Here is a 23176-nt window from a genome sequence, read left to right on the forward strand (position 1 = left end):
TTCAAGCCGGCCGGGGGGCCGGTCGCGCCGAAATGATACCTGCGGTCGCCGCCGCGTGCACAGCCCCGTCAAAGCACGCGGAAGATCTCCCAGCGGCTGGTGCCCGAGACCACATGGGGCTCCAGTTCCTTGCTCCATTGCTGGTGGGCCGGTATCGTCGCCAGCTTGTCCCAGACCCGGTTCAACTCTCCAAGATCCTCGATCAGATGTTCAGTCTGGACCGTCGCCTCCAGCGCACCGACCGAGCCGGTGAGCAGGCGCGTGCGGTCGTCCTTGAACCCGGCCTGCGGCCCGATGTCGCGCAGCCAGCGCTTCATGGCGTCCACGACATTCTGCTTGTAGCCGAACTTCGCATCGATGCTCCAGCGTGCCACCATCATGACCGTTCTCCTTGCAAGGGGGAGCAGATTTATAGGCGAGCCATCCCGCCAATTCAAGCAGCGCCTCAGTCGATGAAGAAATCCGGAATGAATTTCTTCGTGCCCGGCTTTACCGCGTACTTGTCGAGGTCCGTGATGCCGTGCGCCGCCAACAGCTCGTCGTCAATGAAGAAGTTGCCGCTGCCGGTACCGGGGCCCGTGAAGATGACATACGCGGCGTCGGAAAGGATCTCGGGCGTGCGGCACATGTTCACATCGACGCCGGGAATCATCTGCAGCGCTGCCGTGGCGATGGCGGTGCGCGGCCACAGGCTGTTGACGGCAATGCCGTATTTCTCGAACTCGCCCGAGTGGCCGAGCGTGCACATGCTCATGCCGTACTTGGCCATGGTGTACGCGGTGTGCGGCGCAAACCAGTGCTGCTTCATGGACAGCGGCGGCGACATGTTCAGCACCTGCGGGTTGCGCCCGGCGGCCGCGGATTTTTTCAGCTCGGGCAGGCAGGCCTGGGTGCACAGGTAGGTGCCGCGCGCGTTGATGCCATTCATCAGGTCGTAGCGCTTCATCGGCGTGTGCTCGGTGTCCGTCATGCTGATGGCGCTGGCGTTGTTGACCAGGATGTCGATGCCGCCAAAGGTCTCGACCGCTTTGGCGACCGCCGCAAGCACGGCCTCCTCGTCGCGAATATCCACCGCCAGCGGCAGGGCCTGGCCGCCCGCGGCCTTGATCTCCTCGGCCGCGCTGTAGATCGTGCCCGGCAGCTTGGGATTGGGGTCGGTGGTCTTGGCCACGATCACGACGTTGGCGCCGTCGGCCGCCGCGCGCTTGCCGATTGCCAGGCCGATGCCGCGCGATGCGCCGGTAATGAAGAGGGTCTTGCCTTTGAGTGTCATGGTCGATCTCCTGGGGTTGTCATTGCTGGCTTGACCCGCAATCCATGCGACTGCGGCCAAGACATCTTCGGGCGAGAGGTGGATCCCGGGTCAAGCCCGGGATGACAATCGTCACACCTTCGAGAAGTCGGGCTTGCGTTTTTCCATGAAGGCGCCGAACGCTTCCTTGGCCGCGGGCTCGCCCAGCATCCGCGAAAAGCTCTGGCCTTCATCGGCCATCTGCTGAAGGATCAGCTGCTGCTGTCCCTTTTTCATCAGCCGCTTGGTTTCGACCAGGGCGCTCAGGGGCTTGGCCGCGAGCTTGTTGGCCGCAGCCTGGGCGACGTTGTTGGCTTCGGTGGGCGGCACGACGCGATTGACCAGCCCGACTTCGAGCGCGGCCTCGGCCATGAAGGGCTCGCCGAGCAGCAGCGCCTCGGCCGCGCGGTGGTAACCCAGCATCTGCGGCACCAGCAGGCTGGAGGCGGCCTCGGGGCACAGGCCCAGATTGACGAAAGGCATGGAAAACGCCGCGTTGTCGCCGGCATAGACCAGGTCGCAGTGGAACAGCATGGTGGTGCCCACGCCGACGGCCGGGCCGCAGACGGCCGCGAGCAGCGGCTTGGGGAAGGTCGCTATGCCGCGCAGGAAGCGGAACACGGGCGAGTCCGTCCCCGCCGGCGGCTTGTTGAGGAAGTCGCCGATGTCGTTGCCGGCGCTGAACACGGTTTCGTGGCCTTGCAGCACGGCCACTCGGACAGTGGCGTCGGACTCGGCCGCGGCCAAGGCGTCTGCCATGGCGCCGTACATGGCGGCCGTGATCGAGTTCTTGCGATCCAGGCGGTTCAGGGTGATGGTCATCACGCCGCGCTCGACGTGGGTGAGGATGTCGTTGCTCATATGCTTGCTTCCAGTGCTTCCTTGACAAAATCGAGCCGGTCCTGGCCCCAGTACATCTGGCCATCGACGAAAAAAGTGGGCGCGCCGAACACGCCGCGGACCACGGCATCTTGCGTCACCGCCTTCAGGCGATCCTTGACCTCGGGGTCATTGGCCAGGGCCAGCAGCGCCATCGGATCGAAGCCGGCCTGTTGCAGCACCTCGGCGACGACCGCCGGGTCGTTCATGTTCTTGCCGTCGACCCAGATCGCACGGTACATCGAATCAACGTAGTGCACCAGGCGCGCCTCGTCGCGCATCTGCAGCCCCGTGGCGCCGCGCATCAGCGTCAGCGTGTTGATGGGGAAGAAGGGATTGTTGCTGAAAGGGATGCCGTGGCGCTGCGCGAAGCGCTCCAGATCGCTGACCATGTAGCGGCCCTTTGCCGGCACGGTCATGGGTGAATGGTTGCCGGTGGCCTGGAACACGCCGCCCAGCAGCATGGGCTTGTAGGCGATGGTGGCGCGGGCTTCTTCGCACAGTTGGGGCAACCGCATCCAGGCCACATAGGCCGCCGGGCTGCCGACGTCGAAATAGAACTCAACAGTCTTGGTCATTTAGAACTTCTCATTCCAGGGCCTCAGGTCCAGCTCGTGGGTCCAGGCATCGCGCGGCTGCTTGTGCAGCATCCAGTAGTTGTCGGCGATATGGTCGGGGTTGAGGATGCCGTCGCTGTCCTTGCGGGCGTAGCGCTCCGGAAAATTTTCGCGGATGAACTCGGTGTCTATGGCGCCATCGATGATGGTGTGCGCGACGTGGATACCGCGCGGGCCCAGCTCGCGTGCCATGCTTTGAGCCAGGGCCCGCAGCGCATGCTTGGCGCCGGCGAACGCCGCGAAGTTGGCCGAGCCGCGCAGCGAGGCCGTGGCGCCGGTGAAGATGATCGTGCCCTTGTGCCCGTCGCCCTCACGCGCCACCATGCGCTTCGCGACCTCCCGGCCGTTCAGGAAACCGCCCAGGCAGGCCATCTCCCAGATCTTGAAGTACTTGCGAGCCGTCTCATCCAGGATGCTGCTGGGCACGTTGGCGCCGATGTTGAACACCAGCACCTCGATCGGGCCGACGGTGGACTCGATCTGCTCGATGAGCGCGACGACCTCCTCTTCCTTGCGGGCGTCGGAAGCGAAGCCATGGGCCTGGCCGCCTTCGGCCTTGATCCGGTCCAGCAAGGGCTGGAGCTTGTCCAGGCTGCGCCGGGTAGCGCACACGGTGTAGCCGCCGCGCGCGAAACGCCGGGCGATCGCGCCCCCCGTCGCATCGCCCGCGCCTACGATCAAAGCGACGGGGTTCATTTTTTCATTCCTTGTAGTAGACGACCTGGTGCGTCGTCACGAGCAGCTTGCCCGCCTCGTTCCACAACTGGGCCGTCTGGTCGAAGTAGCCGTCGTGGAAGGCCTGGGCCTGGGCCTGCCCGAGCAGGTAGCCGCTGCCGGTGGCTTGCAGTTGCGCCTGGCCTGCATGGAAATAGATCGTCATCGACACGGTGCCTATCGGCACTGGCTTGGCGCGCCGGCGCCAGATGCGCGGGAAGAAAACATCGGACAGGGCCGTGAGCGACGCGAAGTCCAGGGGCCGCTGCGGGTTGTCGCGTACCCACAAAAGGGTGCGGCTGTCCTTGCCCTCTGCGCCGTCCCAGGCGGGAGGAAATGTGCCGGCCAGGAAACGCATGTCGTAGCGCTCGATCCACGCGACACGGCCAGGCCCTTCCCGGGGCGGCACGTCGTGCGGACGCGGCACCTCCGGCATGGGCACGTCGGTGGCGCCCCATGTATCCCGCCGCACCGCCGTCACGGCGGTGGCGGTCAACACGGTCTGATCACCCTGGCGGACCTCGACGATCCAGTGCTGTGTGGAACGATTGGTGCGGGCCGGACGGGCCTGGGCCACAAACGGCCCGTCGGCCAAGGCGGCCGCGAAATTGACCGTGAGCGCCACCGGATCGCCCAACCGCTGGGGGTGCTGCAGTACCGCGTTGAGCGCCTGCGCCGCCGTCACGCCGCCGAACGGACCGATCATGTTGGAATACGCCGGGCTGGTGCAGCCCTGCCAAACGCCCTCGCCCTGCGGGGCCAGTGCAATCGCTGCGTCGAACACGTGCGAGTTCATGCGGCCTTCGGGTCGGACAGCCCGCTGAACCATTGGGCCATGCGCGGCCAGAGCTGGGCCTCGTGTTCGCTGCGGAAGGGGCCGAAGTGGCCGAGCCGGCGCACACCCAGATCGCCCGGCGCGATGCGCTCCACGTCGCGCGGAGCGTTCTCATAGAGGTTGATCAGGCTGTGGGTGCCGACCAGCGTCATCAGTTCATCGTCGGTGATCGACAAGGCATGCACCGGGAAGCGGGCATTGGCATAGCGCTGCCGCACGGCCTCGCCCTCGGCGCCCACGCTGTACTTGGGATTCAGGCACCACTTGCGCCACTGCATGACGACGCCGGCGGGCAGGTCGCCGACCTTGCGCAGCTTGCGCCCGGGGAAGTAGCCGAACAAGCTGGTTGCCAGCGGGACCAGCACGAACCAGAAATAGAAAACGATGCGCTTGAGCTGCGGGGCGTTCTCGCGCCAGTAGCCGCTGCCGGCGGCCACGCTCAGCATGCCGCTGACCTTGTGCTGGTTATTCAACAGGCCAGGCAGCTGCGCACCCAGGCTGTGGCCCAGCAGGTACAGCGGGCGCTCGGGCAATGCGGCGTGCGCATGGTCGATGGCTGCTTCGTAGTCGCGCGTCCAGTCGAACAGGTCGGCCTTGAAGCCGCGCAGGCCCTTGCCGCCGGGCCCGGAGTCGCCGGAGCCGCGGTAGTCGAAGGTGGTGACGCGCCAGCCCTGGCCGGCGAGCCATTGGGCAAACGACGCGTAATAGTCCTGGCGTACGCCCATGGCGCCGCCGATCACGACGCTGCCCCGGTCCGGGCTGTCCGGCTCGTAAATGCGGGTCGACAGCTTCGTGCCGTCGGCCGCTTGAATCGTCTCAGCCTTCATGTCGATCTCCTGGGTTGTTTACACCCGCTCGAAAATGCCCGCAGCGCCCTGCCCCATGCCCACGCACATCGTGACCATGCCGTACTTCAGATTCTTGCGCTGCAAGGCGTGCACCACTGTCGCCGACCGGATAGCGCCGGTGGCGCCCAGCGGGTGGCCCAGCGCGATGGCGCCGCCCATGGGGTTGACCTTGCTCGCATCCAGACCGAGCGTATTGATGACGGCCAGCGACTGCGCGGCAAAAGCCTCGTTGAGTTCGAACCAGTCGATGTCCTCGTGCTTCAACCCGGCATAGCGCAGCGCAGCAGGAATGGCCTCGATCGGGCCGATGCCCATGATGTGCGGCGGCACACCACGGCTGGCGTAGCTGACAAAGCGAGCCAAGGGCTTCAGGCCGAAGCGCTTGACAGCCGCTTCGCTAGCCAGGATCAGCGCGCCCGCGCCGTCGGAAGTCTGCGAGCTGTTGCCGGCCGTGACCGAGCCGCGCGCGGCAAACACGGTCTTGAGCTTGGCCAGTCCCTCCACGGTGGTGTCGGGACGCGCGCCTTCGTCGAGGTTGACGGTACGCTTCTTCACCGCCACCTCGGCCGAATCGAGATCGACCGATCGCTCGGACACTTCAACCGGCGTGATCTCATTGGCGAACTCGCCGGCCTTCATGGCGGCGATGGCCTTCATGTGGGAGTGATAGGCAAATTCGTCCTGCGCGTCTCGGCTCACCTTCCACTGCTGGGCAACCTTCTCCGCCGTGAGGCCCATGCCATAGGCAATGCCATAGCTCTCGATGTCGTCGGGGTTGGAGAAGATGGTGGGCGACAGCGACGGCGAGTTGCCCATCATCGGCACCATGCTCATGCTCTCGGTGCCCGCGGCGATCATCACGTCGGCTTCACCGACGCGGATGCGATCGGCGGCCATCTGCACGGCCGACAGGCCCGAAGCGCAGAAGCGATTGACGGTGATGCCGCCCACGCTCTTGGGCAGGCCGGCCAGCACCGCGCCGATGCGCGCCACGTTCAGGCCCTGCTGGGCCTCGGGGATGGCGCAGCCGCAGATCACGTCCTCGATGGCGTGCGGGTCCAACCCCGGCACCTGGGCCAGCGCAGCGCGCAGCGCGGTGGCCAGCAGGTCGTCTGGACGGGTGTTGCGAAAGTAGCCACGATGCGACCGCCCGATCGGTGTGCGCGTGGCCGCGACGATGTAGGCTTCTTGAATCTGTTTCATAGGAGTATTCCTTTTCAGTGTGTCTTCACTCCCTCTCCCGCTTGCGGGAGAGGGTTGGGGTGAGGGCCTCGGCCGATTGCCGGATCTTTTCCATCACACCGTCCGTCTCATTCAGCACTTCGTTGTTCCAGAAGCGCAGCGTCCTGAAGCCGAGGGCGGCCATATCGGCCGCGCGCACTCGGTCGTAGTCGGCGGCTGCCGACTCATTGTGTTGACCGCCGTCCAGTTCTATGACCAAGCGAATCTCCAGGCAGGCAAAGTCCGCGAAGTAGTGGCCCAAGGGGTGCTGTCGCCGAAACTTCAAGTCGAGAACCTGCCGGTTTCTCAGCCTGGACCACAGCAGGGCTTCGGCGTCGGTCTGGCCTTTTCGCAGGGCCCGCGCCCTCACCCCAGCCCTCTCCCGCAAGCGGGAGAGGGAGCCGGAGTCGTCGACGCGGTCCAACCACCTACCCTCAGTTGCGAACCGGCTTGCCGGTCGACAGCATGCCCATGATGCGTTCCTGCGTCTTGGGATGGGTCAGCAGCGAGCAGAAGGCCTGGCGCTCCAGCGCCATCAGGTACTCCTCGGTCACCAGCGTGCCGGCGTCCACGTCGCCACCCGTCACCACATTGGCGATGAGCGATGCGATATGGAAATCGTGCTGGCTGATGAAGCCGCCGTCACGCATGTTGACCAGCTGGCCCTGGATGGTGGCCTTGCCGTTGCGGCCGGCCACGGCGAACTGGCGCTTGTGGGGCGGGCGGTAGCCGGCCGTGAACATCGCCTTGGCTTCGTTCAAGGCCACGAACAGCAGCTCGTCCTTGTTCGGCACGATGGTGTCGCTGTCCAGCAGGTAGCCGAGCTTGCGCGATTCGATCGCGCTGGTCCCCACCTTGGCCATCGCCGCGGCGGTGAAGCCCTCGGTCAGGAACGGCAGGATGTCCTTGTGCACCGAGGCCGCCTGGTTCTCGGCAGCTCGGCGCGCGATGTAGGCCAGGCCGCCGGCGCCCGGCACCAGGCCCACGCCCACTTCGACCAGGCCGATGTAGCTTTCCATCGCCACTACGCGCTTGGCCGAGTGCACGGCGATCTCGCAACCGCCGCCCAGTGCCATGCCGCGGATGGCCGAAACCACGGGCACGCTCGCATAACGCAGGCGCAGCATGGTCTGCTGCAGGAAGTGCTCGGCCTCGTCGATGGCGCTCACGCCCACGGCCATGAAGGCCGGCAGCATGGCTTGCAGGTCGGCGCCGGCGCTGAACGGATCGTCGCCCGACCAGATCACCACGCCCTGGTAGTCTTTCTCGGCCATCTCGACGGCCAGCTGCAGGCCTTCGGCCACCTCGGGGCTGATGGCATGCATCTTGGTCTTGATGCTGGCGATCACGACTTCGTTGTCGATCGTCCACAGGCGGATCGCGGCGTTCTCGTGCAGCGTCTTGCCCGCGGTTTCGAACCCCTGGGCCTTGCTGCCCAGTACCGTCTCGGGGAAATGCTGGCGCGAGTACACGGGCAGCACGCGGCGCGGCTCGAATTTCTTCGAGGTCGGGTTCCAGGAGCCTTCGGGCGTGTGCACGCCACCGGCGTCCGCCACCGGGCCCTTGAACACCCACTCGGGCAGCGGCGCTTTGGACAGCGCCTTGCCCGATTCGATGTCTTCCTTGATCCAGTTGGCGACCTGCAGCCAGCCCGCTTCCTGCCACAGCTCGAACGGGCCCTGCTTCATGCCGAAGCCCCAGCGCATCGCGAAGTCCACGTCGCGCGCGGTCTCGGCGATCGAGGCCAGGTGCACGGCGGCGTAGTGGAAGCTGTTGCGCAGGATGGACCACAGGAACTGGCCCTGCGCGCCTTCCGCGTTGCGCAGCAGCTTCAGGCGCTCGCCGGCCGGCTTCTTGAGCATGCGGCCATAGACCTCGTCGGCCTTCTCGCCGCCGGGCACATAGCCCTTGGTCGCCAGGTCGAAGCGCAGCACGTCGCGGCCGGCCTTCTTGTAGAAACCGGCCTTGGTCTTCTGGCCCAGGTTGCCCATCTCCAGCAGGGTCTTGAGCACTTCGGGCGTGCCGAAGCTCTCGTAGAACGGGTCGGTCTCGGCGTTCAGGTTGTCCTGCAGCGTCTTGACGACATGGGCCATGGTGTCCAGGCCCACCACGTCGGCAGTGCGGAACGTGCCTGAGCTGGCGCGGCCCAGCTTCTTGCCGGTGAGGTCGTCGACCACATCGTAGGTCAGGCCGAATTTCTCGACTTCCCTCATCGTGGCCAGCATGCCGGCGATGCCGACGCGATTGGCGATGAAGTTGGGCGTGTCCTTGGCGCGTACGACGCCCTTGCCCAGGCCGCTGGTGACGAAGGTCTCCAGGTCATCCAGGATCTCGGGGCGGGTGGTGGGCGTGTTGATCAGCTCCACCAGGTACATGTAGCGCGGCGGGTTGAAGAAATGGATGCCGCAAAAGCGCGGCTTGATCTCTTCGGGCAGCGCTTCGGACAGTTTGGTGATCGACAGGCCCGAGGTGTTGGACGCGACGATGGCGTGCGGTGCGATGAACGGCGCGATCTTCTTGTACAGATCCAGCTTCCAGTCCATGCGCTCGGCGATGGCCTCGATGATGAGGTCGCAATCGCGCAATTGCTCCATGTGCTCTTCGTAATTGGCCTGGACTATCAGCACGGCGTCGTCGGCCACGCCCAGCGGCGAAGGCTTGAGTTTCTTCAAGCCCTCGACGGCCTTGGTGACGATCCCGTTCTTCGGGCCTTCCTTTGCGGGCAGGTCGAACAGGACGACCGGCACCTTGACGTTGACCAGGTGCGCGGCGATCTGCGCACCCATCACGCCGGCGCCGAGCACGGCGACCTTCTTCACCTGGAAACGGCTCATGGTTCTCGGCCTTTCGCTGTTGGCGCCAGGCTCGGCCTGGCCACGTGCTTCACGTTCTTTGTACATGGTGAACTTCTGAATTGGTTATTGGACGCGAACCCAGGTCTGGGTGCGCCCGAAGGGGCCGAAGGAGCCACGCACTTCGAGCTTCTTGCCGGCTTCGATGGGCGTGAGGCGCAGCGTGTATTCGCGGCCGTTCTCGGGGTCGAGAATCTTTCCGCCTTCCCACACTTCCTTGTCCACGGCCTTCTTGGCCCCGCGGATGATCTCCAGGCCGACCATGGGCTTGTCCTTGCGGTCGTCCTTGCACTCGTCGCATTTCTCGTCGGGCTTGGCGTCCTTGCGCAGGAGCTTTTCGATGCGTGCGTTGAGCCCACCCGCGGTTTCGCCGATGCGAATCTGGGCCTTGGGCTCGCCGGTCTTGTCGTCGATGTTGTGCCACACGCCCACCGGCGTCGCTTGCGCGAAAGCCGGTGCCATGGCAACCCACAGAAGGGCTGTCATTGGTCGCTTCATGCCAGCGCCAGATCCGTATCCATCAGCACCTTGCTGCCGGAACGGGCCGTGCGCATCAGCGTCGCGGTTTCCGGGAACAGCTTGGCGAAGTAGAAGCGCGCCGTCTGCAGCTTGGCCTGGTAGAACGGGTCGGTGTTACCGGCTGCGATCTCGCGCAGCGCCACTTGTGCCATGCGGGCCCAGAAGTAGCCGTGCACCAAGTGGCCTGCCACGCGCAGGTAGTCCACCGCCGCCGCGCCCACCTCATCGGGATTCTGGAAACCCTTGAAGCCCAGCTCGGTCGTGAACTTGGTCATCTGGTCGCCCAGGTAGGCGATGGGGTTGATGAACTCGGCCATCTTCTCGTTGACGCCTTCTTCTTCCACCAGCTGGGCGACCATCTTGCCGAACTTCTTGAGCGTGGCGCCGTTGTTGCCCAGCACCTTGCGGCCCAGCAGGTCCAGCGACTGGATGGTGTTGGTGCCTTCGTAGATCATGTTGATGCGGTTGTCGCGCACGAACTGCTCCATGCCCCATTCCTTGATGAAGCCGTGGCCGCCGAAGACCTGCATGCAGGCATTGGTGGCGATGTGGCCGTTGTCGGTGCTGAAGGCCTTGGCGATGGGGGTGAGCAGCGAGAGTAGTTCGTCGCTGTCCTTGCGGACCTTTTCGTCGGGGTGGTAGTGCGCCTTGTCCAGCAGCACGGCGCAGAAGATCGACAGCGCGCGGCCGCCTTCGGCGTAGGCCTTGGCCGTGAGCAGCATCTTGCGCACGTCCGGGTGCACGATGATCGGATCGGCCGGCTTGTCCTTGGCCTTGGGTCCGGACAGCGAACGCATCTGGATGCGGTCCTTGGCATAGGCCAGCGCGTTCTGGTAGGCCACCTCGGTCAGGCCCAGCGACTGGTTGCCGACGCCCAGGCGGGCTGCGTTCATCATCACGAACATCGCCTGCATGCCCTTGTTCGGTTGCCCCACCATCCAGCCGGAAGCGCCGTCGATCACGATCTGCGCCGTCGAATTGCCGTGGATGCCCATCTTGTGCTCCAGGCCGCCACAGTAGATGCCGTTGCGCTTGCCCAGTGTGCCGTCCTTGCTCACCAGGAATTTCGGGACGATGAACAGGCTGACGCCCTTGATGCCGGGAGGCGCATCCGGCAGGCGCGCGAGCACCAGATGGATGATGTTCTGCGCCATGTCGTGTTCACCGGCGCTGATGAAGATCTTGTTGCCCGTGATGCGGTAGCTGCCATCGGGCTGGGGCTCGGCCTTGGTGCGCATCAGGCCCAGGTCGGTGCCGCAATGCGGCTCGGTCAGGCACATGGTGCCGGTCCATTCGCCGCTCGTCATCTTGGGCAGGTAGGTTTGCTTCTGCTCGTCCGTGCCGTGCGTGCTCAGCGCGGCGTAGGCGCCATGCGTGAGGCCGGGGTACATGGTCCACGCCTGGTTGGCGCTATTGAGCATTTCGTAGAAGCACTGGTTCACCACCAGCGGCAGGCCCTGGCCGCCATAGGCGGGATCGCAGCTCAGCGCCGGCCAGCCCGCTTCGACGTACTGCGCGTACGCTTCCTTGAAGCCCTTGGGCGTAGTGACTTCGTGCGTTTCCTTGTTCAGCTTGCAGCCTTCCTCGTCGCCGCTCATGTTCAGCGGGAAAGTGACTTCGGAAGCGAATTTGCCGGCTTCTTCCAGCACCGCGTTGATCGTGTCCGCGTCGGCATCGCCGTATTTGGGAATGGCCTTGAATTCATCGGCGACCTTGAGCACTTCGTGCATGACGAATCGCATGTCGCGCAGGGGCGGGGTGTAGCTGGGCATCGTGTTACTCCTTCGAGGCTTTGGTTGATTTGGTGGACTTGTTGGGCAAGCGGGCGGGCAGCGCGTCCTGCGCACCGTACAGCTTGAGGATGTTGTCGAAACCGGCGTTGGCGCGGTCTATCGAGCCGGGGTTCTTCAGGAAGCGGGCCTCGTAGTGCAACGCCAGGATCAGGCCGTGGATCTCGAATGCCAGCTGCTGCTCGTCGATGTCGGCGCGCAGGTGGCCCTCTTCCTTGGCCTGGACCACGGCGCGGTTCATCGCGGCCAGCCAGGACTTGACGGAGCCCACCAGCGCATCGCGCACCGGGCCCGTGCGGTCGTCGAACTCGACGGCGCCGCTGATGTAGATGCAGCCCGAATCGATTTCGATCGAGGTGCGGTTCATCCAGTTCCTGAACAGCGCGCGCAGGCGCGGCAGCCCGCGCGGCTCCTGCATGGCCGGGTAGAAGACCTCTTCCTCGAACCGCGAGTGGTATTCGCGGATCACGGAGATCTGCAATTCCTCGCGGGAGCCGAAATGGGCGAACACGCCCGACTTGCTCATCTGCGTGACTTCGGCCAGGGCACCGATCGAGAGGCCTTCCAGGCCGATCTGCGTGGCCAGGCCCAGCGCCGCATCGACGATCGCAGCCTTGGTCTGCTGGCCCTTTTGCAGGGCACGGCCTTCACGCGTGGTGCGAGGCGACTTGAGAGGCAATTCAGTGACGGACATGGGTTCCAGGCAAAATAAAACGAACGGTCGTACTATTTTGCATGAAACAGGGCCGGGCAACCGGACCGTGGGCGTTCTAGAGGGGTGTTTCTAGCGATCTCGCGGGTAAACCCTAGATGAGTACGAAAGAGGGCCCGGGCCATTGCTGAACTTGCTAACGTGTCCCTCTCGTCGCAGCAAACGTCATGACGCGCTCACAGGAGACCGCGATTGCCCTTCGTGCTTGTCGGAAACAGCGCTCGCATTGCGCTGCCTGTGCTTCAGGCGGTGCGAAGCTTCGGCGACGAAACCTGCTTTCTTGCGGGTAGCAAGGAAACGGCGGCGCTGCGCTGGTCGCGGCTTTGCACGCGCCATGTGCTGATCGACTTCGACGACGACGAGAGGTCGGTGCGCCGGATCAACGATCTGGCAGCGAAAGCGCCCCAGGCCATGCTGATCCCCTTCGACTGCGAGGGCATCAGGCTGGTGAACCGCGTAGGCGGCAGGTTGGCGCTCTCCTCCATTCCCGTGCCCGACCTGCCGACTCTCGAGATGTTCGACGACAAATGGCGCTTCTACCATTTCTGCGTGGCCAATGGGCTTCCGGCGCCCGCAACCCGCTGGATCGGTTCGAAGGAAAATCTGGATTTCAGCGCGCTCGAGGCCCAGTTGGGCTTGCCCTTTGTGATCAAGCCCACGAACTGCTCCGGCTCGCTTGGCGTGCAGATCGTGGGCAGCCAGGAAATCTTCGAGGAAGAAATACTCCTCAACCCGCGCTATCAGCACGAACCCCTGATCGCCCAGCGATATGTCGATGGGATGGACATGGACATCAACCTGCTTTCGGTGCACGGCCGCCTTGGCGCGTTATCCATCCACCGGATCGAAGGCTCCTGGATGGACTTCGTACCCCATACCCAGCTGGAAGAGATGGCCGAAAGGCTCTGCCGCGCCAGCGGCTACCACGGCGTCATGAATGTCGATGTGCGCCTCGACAAGCGCACCGGAGAAGTTTTTCTCGTCGAGTCCAACCCGCGTTTCTGGGCCTCGCTGGTGGCCGCCGTGGGATGCGGGCTGAACTTCGTAGCCGAAAGCGTCAAGCCGCCGGGACCGCAAGAGCGCCCGCGGCGGCTCACCTCAGGCAGATTTCACACCCGCCATCCCCTGCTGCGGCCCTCCGCCTGGCGGCCGCTCTTTTCCGACAGCGGCGAAACCGGGCGTCTGTTGCGCGCCAGGCTGTTCGACCCCTATTCCCTGGGCCAGCTCGCGCGGGAAATGCCCGGGATGGCATCGAGATTCCTGGATCGCAGCAAGGTGCCGCTTCGCCCTCTCGCTACGCCTTGAACGGCACCACCGTCTGCCGCTGCTCGCCCAGCCCCTGGATCCCTAGCGTCATCACGTCGCCCTTCTTGAGGTAGACCGGCGGCTTCATGCCCAAGCCGACGCCGGGCGGCGTGCCGGTGGTGATCACATCGCCGGGCAGCAAGGTCATGAAGTGGCTGACGTAGCTCACCAGCTTGGCCACGTCGAAGATCATGGTGCGGGTGTTGCCGGTCTGCATGCGCTTGCCGTTCACGTCCAGCCACATGTCCAGGCGCTGCACGTTCTCGATTTCGTCCGGCGTCACCAACCAGGGACCGATCGGGCCGAAGGTGTCGCAGCCCTTGCCCTTGTCCCATTGCGGGCCGCGCTCCAGCTGGTACTCGCGCTCGCTCACGTCGTTGATCACGCAGTACCCGGCCACATGGGCCAGCGCGTCCTTCTTGGACACATAGCGCGCACGCGTGCCGATCACCACCCCAAGCTCCACTTCCCAGTCGGACTTGACCGATCCACGCGGCAGCATCACCGGGTCGTTGGCTCCCTGGATGCAGCTGGTCGCCTTCATGAACACCACCGGCTCCTTCGGGATCGGCACGCCCGATTCGGCGGCATGGTCGGCGTAGTTGAGGCCGATGGCGATGAACTTGCCGACCTGCGCGACCGGGCAAGCGAAGCGCGGCGTGCCGCGCACCAGCGGCAGCTTGTCCGGGTTGACCTTGCGCAGGCGGGACATGCCCACGCTGCCGAGTTGGGCCGGGCCGATGTCGGGCACGATGCTGCTCAAGTCGTGCAGCCTGCCTTCCAGATCGATGAGGCCGGGCTTTTCCTTCCCGGGGTTGCCGTAGCGAACCAGTTTCATTTCTTTCTTTCCTTTCGGTTGTTCTTTAATAGGTGGCGCGTCCGCCGGACAGGTCGAATACCGCGCCGGTGGAGAACGAACATTCCTCGGTGCAAAGCCAGCCGACCAGCGCCGCCACTTCTTCGGGCGTGCCGAATCGGCCCATGGGAATCTTGGACAGCATGAACTGGATGTGCTGTTCGCTCATCTGGTCGAAGATAGCGGTTTTGACAGCGGCCGGCGTAACGCAATTGACGCGAATGCCGGTGTCGGCGAGCTCCTTGCCCAGCGACTTGGTCAGGGCCATCACCGCCGCCTTGCTGGCGCTGTAGGCACTGGCGTTGGGGTTGCCGTCCTTGCCCGCGACCGATGCGATGTTGACGATGCGGCCGTAGCCGGCTTCGCGCATCACCGGCACGACCTCGCGGCAGCAATAGAACAGGCCGTTGAGGTTGACGTCCATCACCTCCCGCCAGGCTTGCACCGGGTAGTCCCACAGGCTGGTGTTGGGCCCGGTGATGCCGGCGCTGTTGACCAGCGCGTCGATGCGAGAAGCCCGCTGCAAGGTGGCTTGCACGGCGGCCTGCACCGATTCGTGGACGGAAACATCGACCGGCACCGAATGGGCCTTCGCGCCCAGCGCAAGAGCGGCCTCGGCCGCGGCTGCCTCGTCGCGGTCCCACAGGGTGACGCTGCCGCCGGACTGGATCAGCCGCTGCGCAATGGCATAGCCCAGGCCGGTGGCGCCGCCGGTGACGACAGCGTGGCGGCCTTGGAAATCCAGCTGGTTCATATGGTGATGCCACCGTCCACGGCATACGCCTGCCCGGTGACGAACACCGACTCGTCACTGGCCAGGAACACGACCAGCGGCGCGATCTCGTGGGCTTGCGCCAGGCGGCCCATGGGCTGGCGGGAGATGAAGCCCTTGCGCGCCGCCTCGGGATCGGCGTTGGCGTTGATGCGGTCCTGCAGGGAGGGCGTGTCCACCGTACCAGGGCAGATGGCGTTGCAGCGGATACCGTCCGCCACATAGTCCGCCGCCACGCTCTTCGTGAGGCCGATCACCGCCGCCTTGGTGGTGCCGTAGATGAAGCGGTTGGGCAGGCCCTTGATGCTGCTGCACACGCTGGCCATGTTGATGATGCTGCCGCGCCCGGCGGCCAGCATCCTGGGCAGCACGGCCTGTATGGTCCAGAACTGCGCGCGCACGTTCAGGTTGAGCGCGAAGTTCCACTCCTCGTCGGTGGCTTGCAGCACGGTACCGCTGTGCACGAAGCCGGCGCAGTTGAAGAGCACGTCCACGGCCGGCAAGCTCGCGACCAGCCGCACCAACGCCGCCTTGTCCAGCACGTCGAGCGCCGCGGCATGGACCCGCTCCACGCCTTGGTAATGCTCCAGCAGCTGGGGGTTGATGTCGGTGGCCCAGACCTCGGCCCCCTCAGCCGCCAGAGCCAAGGCACTGGCGCGGCCGATGCCCTGCCCGGCTGCGGTGACCAGCACGGTTTTTCCTTTGAGTCTCATCGCTTCTCCACGGGTTAAGCCGCTGCTACAGGGTTTTGCCGGATGCCGCGGCCGTTGTTTGACGCCATATTAATTGGTCTTACCACTTGGCCACTTCTGGCTAACCCTGATGCCCGTGCAAATCGTAGAACCGCAACGCCTGTACCGGCAGATTGCCGAGCAGTTGCGCACGCTGATGACGGCAGGCGAATTCACACCCGGCAGCAGGCTGCCGGCCGAGCGCGACCTGGCCAAACAGTTCGGGGTGAGCCGGCCGTCGGTGCGCGAAGCCCTGATCGCGCTGGAAGTCGAAGGCTGGGTCGAGGTGCGCACCGGCTCGGGCGTGTACGTGCTGGAGCGCGGCGGACGCACGCGCGGCGACGATCGCAAGGTGCCGCCGGCCGAATGGGGGCCGCTCGAGCTGATCCGCGCGCGCCGGGTGATCGAGGGTGAGATCGCATCCCTGGCCGCCACCCAGGCCAAGCGCAAGCACATCCAGGCGATCCAGGACGCCATCGAACTGATGCAACAGGACACCGACCGCGGCATAGCTCCGCTGGCCGGCGATCGCGCCTTCCACACCGCCATTGCCCAGGCCTGCGACAACGTGGTGCTGCTGGAAACCGTGCAGACCTTCTGGGACGCGCGCCGTGGTCCGCTGTTCGAGCGGCTGGGCGACTATTTCGAAACCGTTCCGTCCTGGCGCATGGCCATCGCCGAGCACGAGGCCGTGCTCGAAGCCATCCGTGCCCACGATGCGCAAGGCGCGCGGGCCGCGATGCAGCAGCACATGGACAAGGCCCACGCCCGATTCAGCGCGAGTTGGCGCCGCGCCAACCCATCCTGACCAGCCATAACCCAACCAACCACAGGAGACTTCATGGACAAACGCCTCACTCTGAAACTCATCGCGGCCAGCGCCGTTCTGGCGGCCGCCGCCGCACCGTTCGGCGCCGCGCACGCGCAGACCAAGCTCAAATGGGCGCACGTGTACGAAACCTCCGAGCCCTTCCATAAGTGGTCGGTGTGGGCCGGCGACGAAATCAAGAAGCGCACCAACGGCAAGTACGAAGTGCAAGTGTTCCCGGCCTCCTCGCTGGGCAAGGAATCCGACATCAACCAGGGCCTGACGCTGGGAACGGTGGACATCATCCTCACTGGCGCCAGCTTCGCCGCCAGCAGCTACAAGCCGCTCGCGATCACCTACTTCCCCTTCATCTTCCGCGACGCTGAGCACCAGCTGAAGTACGCCAAGAGCGATGTGTTCCGTGAACTGGCCAAGGGCTACGACGACAAGACATCCAACCACATCACGGCGCTGACCTACTACGGCGCGCGCCAGGTCACGTCCAACCGCCCGATCCAGAAGCCCGAAGACATGAAGGGCCTGAAGATCCGGGTTCCGGACGCGCCGGCCTACCTGGCCTTCCCCAAGTCGCTGGGCGCCAACCCGACCCCGATCGCCTTCGCCGAGGTCTACCTGGCGTTGCAGAACGGCACCGTGGATGCGCAGGAAAACCCGCTGCCCACCATCGAGGCCAAGAAGTTCTTCGAGGTGCAGAAGAACATCTCGCTGACCGGCCACATCGTCGACTCGCTGCTCACCGTGACCTCCGGCCAGCTGTGGGGCAAGCTCTCCGAGGCCGAGAAGAAGATCTTCACCGACGTGATGCAGGAAGCCGCCGAAAAGACCGGCCGCGAAATCATCGCCTCCGAAGTACGCCTGACGGAAGAGTTCAAGAAGAAGGGCAACAACGTGATCACGGTCGACAAGAACGCGTTCCGCGAGGCCGTTCTCAAGAACACCAAGCCCACGGATCACGGTTATCGCCAGCAGGATTACGACCGCATCCTGGCCATCAAGTAAAGCCGCCTCAGGCCAGGACCACAGCATGGAAACCATTGATGACATGCCCCACGTGATGGGGGAAGACGGCCAGTTCCACGCGCAGGACCAAGCGGTGGACCTGTCCGGCACCGCTCCCGAGGCCTGGGTGGCCCTGGGATTCTTCTGGATCCTGGGCCTGACGGTGTTCTACCAGTTCTTCACCCGCTACGTGTTGAACGACTCGGCAGCCTGGACCGAGGAGATCGCTCGTTACCTGCTGATCGCCACGGTCTTCACCGGCGCGACCATCGGGGTGGTGAAGAACAACCACATCCAGGTCGATTTCTTCTACCGCTTCATGTCGCCCCGGTTGGGGCGCGCGATGGCCACCCTGGCCGACCTGCTGCGGATCGGCTTCTTCGCCGCCGCAGTGGTGCTCACGGCGATGATGATGATCCGGCTGGGCAGCAATTCCCGCATGACGATGGTCGACCTGCCGATGAACTGGGTCTACGGTGTCTGCCTGCTCGGCTTCGTCGCCATGACCTTCCGCTCGGTGCAGGTCTGCCTGGCCCATCGCCGGCGCGGCTATTCGGTGCTGGAGCGGCCGGAGTCCACCATGGACGACGGTCTGGCGCGCGCCTCCTGAAGAACCCACGACAAGAACCAACATGCTCAAAGTCATCTTCCTGCTGCTCATGAGCAGCGGCCTGCCGGTGGCGATCGCCATGGCCGGCTCCTCGCTGCTGTACATCTGGTGGGCCGGCACGCTGCCGGGCTTCGTGGTGATCCACCGGATGGTCAGCGGCATCGACAGCTTCCCGCTGCTGGCCGTGCCGTTCTTCATCCTGGCCGGCAACCTGATGAACAACGCCGGCATCACCAACCGCATCTACAACTACGCGCTGGCGCTGGTGGGCTGGCTCAAGGGCGGCCTGGGCCACGTGAACGTGGTGGGTTCGGTGGTGTTTGCCGGGATGAGCGGCACCGCCATCGCCGACGCCGCAGGCCTGGGCACCATCGAGATCAAGGCCATGAAGGACCATGGCTACAGCACGGAATTTGCCGTGGGCGTCACGGCCGCCTCGGCCACGCTGGGCCCCATCATCCCGCCCAGCCTGCCCTTCGTGATCTACGGAATGATGGCCAACGTCAGTGTCGGCGCGCTGTTCCTGGCCGGCATCCTGCCGGGCCTGCTGATGGCGGTCGCCATGATGCTGACGGTGGCGTACTTCGCCCACAAGAACGGCTGGGGCGCCGACATCAAATTCGAATGGCCGCGCGTGATCAAGGCTCTGGCCGAGACCGCCGTGGTGATCGCCTGGCCGCTGGTTCTTTGGGTGCTGATCGTCAAGCTGGACTTCCCGCCCAGAACCACCGTGCTGGCCGGCCTGATCGCGCTGTTCATGGCCGACAAATATTTCCGCTTCCAGGCCGTGCTGCCCATCATGACGCCGGTGCTGCTGATCGGCGGCATGACCACCGGCATCTTCACGCCCACCGAAGGCGCCATCGCCGCCTGCATCTGGGCCATGGTGCTGGGCTTCGCCTGGTACCGCACGCTCGACTGGAAGATGTTCGTCAAGGTCTGCCTGGATACGGTGGAGACGACGGCCACGGTGCTGTTCATCGTCGCGGCCGCCAGCATCTTCGGCTGGATGCTCACGGCCACCGGCGTCACGGCGGCGATCTCCGAATGGGTGCTGGGCTTCACCAAGGAACCCTGGGTCTTCCTGCTGCTGGCCAACCTGCTGATGCTGTTCGTGGGCTGCTTCCTGGAACCCACGGCCGCGATCACGATCCTGGTACCCATCCTGGTACCTATCTGCCAGCAGCTGGGTATAGACTTGGTCCACTTCGGCCTGGTCATGGTGCTCAACCTCATGATCGGACTCCTGCATCCGCCCATGGGCATGGTGTTATTTGTCCTGGCCAGGGTCGCCAAGCTGTCGGTGGAACGAACCACCATCGCCATTCTTCCTTGGCTGGTCCCTCTGCTCGGGTCGCTGGTGGTCATCACCTACTTCCCCAAACTGGTTCTCTGGCTGCCCAAATTCTTCTACTGAGCTTACGATGACTCCCTTCATTCGACTCCATCCCCAGGACGACGTCCTGATCGCCCGCGCCCAGCTGGTGGGCGGCACCCGGGCGGAAAACGTGGTGATCAAGGGCCTGATCCCGCCGGGCCACAAGGTCGCCACGCGCGACCTCGCGCAGGGCGAGCCTGTGCGTCGCTACAACCAGATCATCGGCTTCGCGAGCAAACCCATCGCTGCCGGCGAGCACGTCCACACGCACAACCTCGTGATGGGCGAATTCGAGCGCGACTATGCTTTCGGCGCCGACGTCAAGCCCGAGCCGACCAGGCGCGAGGCGATCTTCATGGGCATCAAACGATCGGACGGCCGGGTTGCCACGCGCAACTATGTGGGCATCCTGTCCAGCGTGAACTGCTCGGCCACGGCGGCCCGCGCGATTGCCGACTACTTCTCGCGCCAGAACCACCCGGAAGCCCTGGCGGACTACCCCAACGTCGATGGCGTGGTGGCCCTCACCCACGGCACCGGCTGCGGCATGGACACCGAAGGCATGGGCATGCAGATCCTGGAGCGCACGCTGGCCGGCTACGCCACCCACGCCAATTTCTGGGGCGTGCTGGTGGTGGGCCTGGGCTGCGAAGCCAACCAGATCAACGCCTGGCTGGCCCACAGCTCCTTGCGCGAGGGCGAGTCGCTCAAGGTCTTCAACATCCAGGACACCGGCGGCACCCGCAAAACCGTGGAGAAGGGCATCGCCCTGATCAAGGAGATGCTGCCCAAGGCCAATGCGGTGAAGCGCGAGCCGTGCAGCGCGGCCCACATCACCATCGGCCTGCAATGCGGCGGCTCCGACGGTTACTCGGGCATCAGCGCCAACCCGGCACTGGGTGCGGCGGTCGACCTGTTGGTGGCCCATGGCGGCACGGCCATTCTTTCCGAGACGCCTGAGATCTATGGCGCCGAGCACCTGCTGACGCGCCGCACCGTCAAGCGCGAAGTCGGCGAGAAGCTGCTCGAGCGGATCAAGTGGTGGGAGCACTACACCGAAGTCAACGAGGGCGAGATGAACAACAACCCCTCGCCCGGCAACAAAGCTGGCGGCCTCACCACCATCCTGGAAAAGTCGCTGGGCGCCGTGGCCAAGGGCGGCACCACGAATCTGCAGGCCGTGTACGAATATGCCGAGCCGGTGAAGGACCATGGCTTCGTTTACATGGACACGCCCGGCTACGACCCGGTGAGCGCCACGGGCCAGGTAGCGGGCGGCGCCAACATGATCTGCTTCACCACCGGCCGCGGCTCGGCCTACGGCTGCGCGCCCTCGCCCTCGCTCAAGCTGGCAACCAACTCGGCGCTGTGGCTAAGGCAGGAGGAGGATATGGACATCAACTGCGGCGAGATCATCGACGGCAAGGTTTCCATCCAGGAGATGGGCCAGCGCATCTTCGAGCTGGTGCTGGCCACGGCCTCGGGCGAGCAGTCCAAGAGCGAGAAGCACGGCTATGGGCAGAACGAGTTCGTGCCCTGGCAAGTCGGTGCGGTGATGTAGCGCCATGGCCAAGACTTTCACGGCGCAGGACCTGCGCACCCGCTGCGCCGCCATCGTGCAGGCCGCCGGCAGCGCACCCGAAGAGGCCCGGCTGGTTGCCGACAACCTGGTCCTGGCCAACCTCAGCGGCCATGATTCCCACGGCGTGGGCATGATTCCGCGCTACGTCGATGCCGTGCTGGAAGGCGGGCTCGCGCCCAATGCCTCGGCGAAGGTGCTGCTCGACATCGGAACCATGCTGACGCTGGACGGGCAGCGCGGCTATGGGCAGGTCATCGGTGAGCAGGCCATGCAGCTCGGCATTGCGCGAGCCAAGCTGCACGGCAATTGCATCGTGGCGCTGGGCAACTCGCACCACCTGGGCCGCATCGGGCACTGGGCCGAAATGGCGGTTGCCCAGAACCTCGTCTCCCTCCATTTCGTCAATGTCCTCTCACGCCCCGTGGTGGCGCCCTGGGGCGGCGGCGACGGCCGCTTCGGCACCAACCCCTGCTGCATCGGCGTTCCGCTCAAGGGCAGCGAGCCGTTCGTGCTGGACTTCGCGACCAGCCGCGTGGCGCAGGGCAAGATGCGCGTGGCCCATAACGAGGGGCGGACGGTCGAACCCGGGTACCTGATCGACGAGCAAGGCAGGCCCACGACCGATCCCGGCGTCGTGGTGGTACCGCAGGCGAACGGCCTCTTCGGCGCACTGATGACCTTCGGCGAGCACAAGGGCTACGGTATGGCGGTGGCTTGCGAGCTGCTGGGCGGCGCCCTCACCGGCGGCGGCACCTGGCACCGGGCGCCCGATAGCGCCCGCGCCGTCGTCAACGGCATGCTCACCATCCTGATCGACCCCGCCAGGCTGGGCACCCAGGATGGCTTCGAGCAGGAAGCGCTGGCCTTTGTCGACTGGCTCAAGCAGGGACCGGCGGCACCGGGGTCGGATGGCGTGCGCATCGCGGGCGAGCCCGAGCGAGAGGCGCGAACGCGGCGCGAGCGCGAGGGCATCGCCATAGACGACCAGACCTGGGCGGAAATTCTGGCCGCGGAAAAGAAACTAGGCTGAAGGGCAAGGAAGCGGAACCGCGAGGCTGATGCGCGTTCCGCCCTCCTGCTGCTCGATCAGCTTCAAGGCCGCCCCGATCTGCTCTGCCCGCTGTTTCATGCTGGCCACGCCCCTGCCCATGTAAGTCGACCCCGACTTGTCCTCTGGCGAAGCGAGGCCGCGGCCGTTGTCTATGACCTCCAGCAGCAGCACGCCGCCACGTGGCGGGCAGCTGAGCTTGACCACCAGCTGGGTGGCGTGGGCATGCTGCAGCACATTGCTCAGCGCCTCCTGAACGAGCCGGATGAAGTGCCGCGCTGCCGGCCCCACGAGCACATCGTCCGGGATATCTTCGTCCACCTGCCAGATCAACTCCAGGCCCTGCCTATCCAGGATAGGCTGGATGCGGTAGCGCAGGTTCGCCATCGCCTCGACGATGGGAACGCTATTCGACTGCGCCCAGTGCACCACCGTGTGGAGTTCCAGAACCGCCAGTTCGAGCGCGAGCCGAACATCCGCGGCGGTTGCTTCCGTGGTGTTCCGGGCAAGCGAAAGCGCGGTTACCAACTGGAAGCCCAGCCCGTCATGCAGGTCACGCGCGATTCTCACGCGCTCGGCCTCGAGCTCTTTGGATATGCGCGCCGCGCGCCGCTTGAAATAGGCCAACATCGTCAAGATGAGGGCCCCGACGTCGAATGCCAATATCAACCCGGTTGCGGCCCTGACCTCGAAAATCCGCGCAAGAACATCTATCGCCAGATGGCAGAGCATCAAGCCCGTGGTCACGGCAAGCAGCAGGTCGACGCGCAGCGATTTCATCGCCAGCT

At 65.0% G+C, this 23176-nt stretch carries 24 protein-coding genes; 7 read left to right on the top strand and 17 right to left on the bottom strand.

The annotated features are described in order from the left end of the window. Positions 1–68 precede the first annotated feature (68 nt). The 13 genes from HNE04_RS08835 to HNE04_RS08895 form a co-directional block, all read right to left on the bottom strand. Positions 69–380, bottom strand: coding sequence for a hypothetical protein (locus tag HNE04_RS08835; protein WP_172218175.1), 312 nt, complete (start codon positions 378–380; stop codon positions 69–71). A gap of 65 nt (positions 381–445) precedes the next feature. Then, on the bottom strand, positions 446–1273 hold the full coding sequence (locus HNE04_RS08840; protein ID WP_172218176.1) for an SDR family oxidoreductase: 828 nt from the start codon (positions 1271–1273) through the stop codon (positions 446–448). Between the two features lie 111 nt (positions 1274–1384). Next, positions 1385–2152, bottom strand: coding sequence for an enoyl-CoA hydratase (locus tag HNE04_RS08845; RefSeq protein WP_172218177.1), 768 nt, complete (start codon positions 2150–2152; stop codon positions 1385–1387). Continuing rightward, the gene (locus HNE04_RS08850; protein ID WP_172218178.1) at positions 2149–2748 is read right to left on the bottom strand and encodes a 2-hydroxychromene-2-carboxylate isomerase; all 600 of its coding nucleotides are present in this window, start codon (positions 2746–2748) and stop codon (positions 2149–2151) included. Before HNE04_RS08850 ends, HNE04_RS08845 begins: the two co-directional genes overlap by 4 nt. Further along, entirely contained in the window at positions 2749–3483 is a 735-nt protein-coding gene (locus HNE04_RS08855; RefSeq protein WP_172218179.1) for an SDR family oxidoreductase, read from the bottom strand. It abuts the gene before it with no gap. 4 nt (positions 3484–3487) lie between these two features. Further along, the gene (locus tag HNE04_RS08860; RefSeq protein WP_172218180.1) at positions 3488–4297 is read right to left on the bottom strand and encodes an acyl-CoA thioesterase; all 810 of its coding nucleotides are present in this window, start codon (positions 4295–4297) and stop codon (positions 3488–3490) included. After that, positions 4294–5163, bottom strand: coding sequence for an alpha/beta hydrolase family protein (locus HNE04_RS08865; protein ID WP_172218181.1), 870 nt, complete (start codon positions 5161–5163; stop codon positions 4294–4296). Before HNE04_RS08865 ends, HNE04_RS08860 begins: the two co-directional genes overlap by 4 nt. 18 nt (positions 5164–5181) lie before the next feature. Beyond that, positions 5182–6387 (bottom strand): acetyl-CoA C-acyltransferase, encoded by a 1206-nt coding sequence (locus HNE04_RS08870; protein ID WP_172218182.1) that lies wholly within the window; start codon positions 6385–6387, stop codon positions 5182–5184. A gap of 25 nt (positions 6388–6412) precedes the next feature. Continuing rightward, the gene (locus tag HNE04_RS08875) at positions 6413–6829 is read right to left on the bottom strand and encodes an endonuclease domain-containing protein (RefSeq protein WP_235964888.1); all 417 of its coding nucleotides are present in this window, start codon (positions 6827–6829) and stop codon (positions 6413–6415) included. 10 nt (positions 6830–6839) lie between these two features. Then, positions 6840–9239 (bottom strand): 3-hydroxyacyl-CoA dehydrogenase/enoyl-CoA hydratase family protein, encoded by a 2400-nt coding sequence (locus HNE04_RS08880; protein ID WP_172218460.1) that lies wholly within the window; start codon positions 9237–9239, stop codon positions 6840–6842. 84 nt (positions 9240–9323) lie between these two features. Next, positions 9324–9743, bottom strand: a complete 420-nt coding sequence (locus HNE04_RS08885) for a DUF2147 domain-containing protein (RefSeq protein ID WP_407926596.1) — start codon at positions 9741–9743, stop codon at positions 9324–9326. Positions 9744–9751: 8 nt separating this feature from the next. Beyond that, positions 9752–11548: an acyl-CoA dehydrogenase C-terminal domain-containing protein gene (locus tag HNE04_RS08890; RefSeq protein WP_172218184.1), complete on the bottom strand. Its 1797-nt coding sequence runs from the start codon at positions 11546–11548 to the stop codon at positions 9752–9754. Between the two features lie 4 nt (positions 11549–11552). Continuing rightward, positions 11553–12260 (bottom strand): TetR/AcrR family transcriptional regulator, encoded by a 708-nt coding sequence (locus HNE04_RS08895; protein ID WP_172218185.1) that lies wholly within the window; start codon positions 12258–12260, stop codon positions 11553–11555. 219 nt (positions 12261–12479) lie between these two features. Between HNE04_RS08895 and HNE04_RS08900 the strand changes: the two genes are divergently transcribed. After that, positions 12480–13583 carry an ATP-grasp domain-containing protein gene (locus HNE04_RS08900; RefSeq protein ID WP_328700302.1) on the top strand — a complete coding sequence of 368 codons (1104 nt, stop codon included), beginning with the start codon at positions 12480–12482 and terminating at the stop codon, positions 13581–13583. Here the strand turns inward: HNE04_RS08900 and HNE04_RS08905 are convergent. Genes HNE04_RS08905 through HNE04_RS08915 form a run of 3 tightly spaced genes read right to left on the bottom strand, consistent with a single transcriptional unit; the run spans position 13573 to position 15924 of the window. Further along, positions 13573–14421, bottom strand: coding sequence for a fumarylacetoacetate hydrolase family protein (locus HNE04_RS08905; RefSeq protein ID WP_172218187.1), 849 nt, complete (start codon positions 14419–14421; stop codon positions 13573–13575). The two genes, HNE04_RS08900 and HNE04_RS08905, sit on opposite strands and share 11 nt — an antisense overlap. Before the next feature lie 25 nt (positions 14422–14446). Beyond that, on the bottom strand, positions 14447–15193 hold the full coding sequence (locus tag HNE04_RS08910; protein WP_172218188.1) for an SDR family NAD(P)-dependent oxidoreductase: 747 nt from the start codon (positions 15191–15193) through the stop codon (positions 14447–14449). Further along, entirely contained in the window at positions 15190–15924 is a 735-nt protein-coding gene (locus HNE04_RS08915; RefSeq protein ID WP_172218189.1) for an SDR family oxidoreductase, read from the bottom strand. The genes HNE04_RS08910 and HNE04_RS08915 overlap by 4 nt, the downstream gene beginning before the upstream one ends. A 109-nt stretch (positions 15925–16033) precedes the next feature. On the opposite strand from HNE04_RS08915, the gene HNE04_RS08920 reads away from it, so the two are divergent. Genes HNE04_RS08920 through HNE04_RS08945 form a run of 6 tightly spaced genes read left to right on the top strand, consistent with a single transcriptional unit; the run spans position 16034 to position 22370 of the window. Further along, positions 16034–16750 carry a FadR/GntR family transcriptional regulator gene (locus tag HNE04_RS08920; RefSeq protein ID WP_172218190.1) on the top strand — a complete coding sequence of 239 codons (717 nt, stop codon included), beginning with the start codon at positions 16034–16036 and terminating at the stop codon, positions 16748–16750. Between the two features lie 33 nt (positions 16751–16783). Then, complete coding sequence (locus HNE04_RS08925; protein WP_172218191.1) at positions 16784–17770, top strand: sialic acid TRAP transporter substrate-binding protein SiaP; 987 nt, start codon at positions 16784–16786, stop codon at positions 17768–17770. A 25-nt stretch (positions 17771–17795) separates the two neighbouring features. Beyond that, on the top strand, positions 17796–18380 hold the full coding sequence (locus tag HNE04_RS08930; RefSeq protein ID WP_172218192.1) for a TRAP transporter small permease: 585 nt from the start codon (positions 17796–17798) through the stop codon (positions 18378–18380). A 22-nt stretch (positions 18381–18402) separates the two neighbouring features. Then, the gene (locus tag HNE04_RS08935; RefSeq protein ID WP_172218193.1) at positions 18403–19797 is read left to right on the top strand and encodes a TRAP transporter large permease; all 1395 of its coding nucleotides are present in this window, start codon (positions 18403–18405) and stop codon (positions 19795–19797) included. 7 nt (positions 19798–19804) lie between these two features. Further along, a complete protein-coding gene (locus tag HNE04_RS08940; protein ID WP_172218194.1) occupies positions 19805–21319 on the top strand; it encodes a UxaA family hydrolase in 1515 nt (504 codons plus the stop codon). Positions 21320–21323: 4 nt separating this feature from the next. Continuing rightward, positions 21324–22370, top strand: coding sequence for a malate/lactate/ureidoglycolate dehydrogenase (locus tag HNE04_RS08945; protein ID WP_172218195.1), 1047 nt, complete (start codon positions 21324–21326; stop codon positions 22368–22370). Here HNE04_RS08945 and HNE04_RS08950 read toward each other — a convergent pair. Beyond that, positions 22362–23168 (bottom strand): sensor histidine kinase, encoded by an 807-nt coding sequence (locus HNE04_RS08950; RefSeq protein WP_172218196.1) that lies wholly within the window; start codon positions 23166–23168, stop codon positions 22362–22364. The two genes, HNE04_RS08945 and HNE04_RS08950, sit on opposite strands and share 9 nt — an antisense overlap. Positions 23169–23176 lie beyond the last annotated feature (8 nt).

Source organism: Caenimonas soli (genome assembly GCF_013155545.1).
Lineage (GTDB): Bacteria > Pseudomonadota > Gammaproteobacteria > Burkholderiales > Burkholderiaceae_C > Ramlibacter > Ramlibacter soli.

Coding starts and splice junctions, on each gene's coding strand:
- HNE04_RS08915 (WP_172218189.1), bottom strand. CDS start 15,924: ATGAGACTCAAAGGAAAAACCGTGCTGGTCACCGCAGCCGGGCAGGGC.
- HNE04_RS08895 (WP_172218185.1), bottom strand. CDS start 12,260: ATGTCCGTCACTGAATTGCCTCTCAAGTCGCCTCGCACCACGCGTGAA.
- HNE04_RS08885 (WP_407926596.1), bottom strand. CDS start 9,743: ATGACAGCCCTTCTGTGGGTTGCCATGGCACCGGCTTTCGCGCAAGCG.
- HNE04_RS08950 (WP_172218196.1), bottom strand. CDS start 23,168: ATGAAATCGCTGCGCGTCGACCTGCTGCTTGCCGTGACCACGGGCTTG.
- HNE04_RS08860 (WP_172218180.1), bottom strand. CDS start 4,297: ATGAACTCGCACGTGTTCGACGCAGCGATTGCACTGGCCCCGCAGGGC.
- HNE04_RS08890 (WP_172218184.1), bottom strand. CDS start 11,548: ATGCCCAGCTACACCCCGCCCCTGCGCGACATGCGATTCGTCATGCAC.
- HNE04_RS08870 (WP_172218182.1), bottom strand. CDS start 6,387: ATGAAACAGATTCAAGAAGCCTACATCGTCGCGGCCACGCGCACACCG.
- HNE04_RS08925 (WP_172218191.1), top strand. CDS start 16,784: ATGGACAAACGCCTCACTCTGAAACTCATCGCGGCCAGCGCCGTTCTG.
- HNE04_RS08865 (WP_172218181.1), bottom strand. CDS start 5,163: ATGAAGGCTGAGACGATTCAAGCGGCCGACGGCACGAAGCTGTCGACC.
- HNE04_RS08930 (WP_172218192.1), top strand. CDS start 17,796: ATGGAAACCATTGATGACATGCCCCACGTGATGGGGGAAGACGGCCAG.
- HNE04_RS08835 (WP_172218175.1), bottom strand. CDS start 380: ATGATGGTGGCACGCTGGAGCATCGATGCGAAGTTCGGCTACAAGCAG.
- HNE04_RS08905 (WP_172218187.1), bottom strand. CDS start 14,421: ATGAAACTGGTTCGCTACGGCAACCCCGGGAAGGAAAAGCCCGGCCTC.
- HNE04_RS08855 (WP_172218179.1), bottom strand. CDS start 3,483: ATGAACCCCGTCGCTTTGATCGTAGGCGCGGGCGATGCGACGGGGGGC.
- HNE04_RS08850 (WP_172218178.1), bottom strand. CDS start 2,748: ATGACCAAGACTGTTGAGTTCTATTTCGACGTCGGCAGCCCGGCGGCC.
- HNE04_RS08840 (WP_172218176.1), bottom strand. CDS start 1,273: ATGACACTCAAAGGCAAGACCCTCTTCATTACCGGCGCATCGCGCGGC.
- HNE04_RS08940 (WP_172218194.1), top strand. CDS start 19,805: ATGACTCCCTTCATTCGACTCCATCCCCAGGACGACGTCCTGATCGCC.
- HNE04_RS08920 (WP_172218190.1), top strand. CDS start 16,034: ATGCCCGTGCAAATCGTAGAACCGCAACGCCTGTACCGGCAGATTGCC.
- HNE04_RS08845 (WP_172218177.1), bottom strand. CDS start 2,152: ATGAGCAACGACATCCTCACCCACGTCGAGCGCGGCGTGATGACCATC.
- HNE04_RS08935 (WP_172218193.1), top strand. CDS start 18,403: ATGCTCAAAGTCATCTTCCTGCTGCTCATGAGCAGCGGCCTGCCGGTG.
- HNE04_RS08945 (WP_172218195.1), top strand. CDS start 21,324: ATGGCCAAGACTTTCACGGCGCAGGACCTGCGCACCCGCTGCGCCGCC.
- HNE04_RS08880 (WP_172218460.1), bottom strand. CDS start 9,239: ATGAGCCGTTTCCAGGTGAAGAAGGTCGCCGTGCTCGGCGCCGGCGTG.
- HNE04_RS08910 (WP_172218188.1), bottom strand. CDS start 15,193: ATGAACCAGCTGGATTTCCAAGGCCGCCACGCTGTCGTCACCGGCGGC.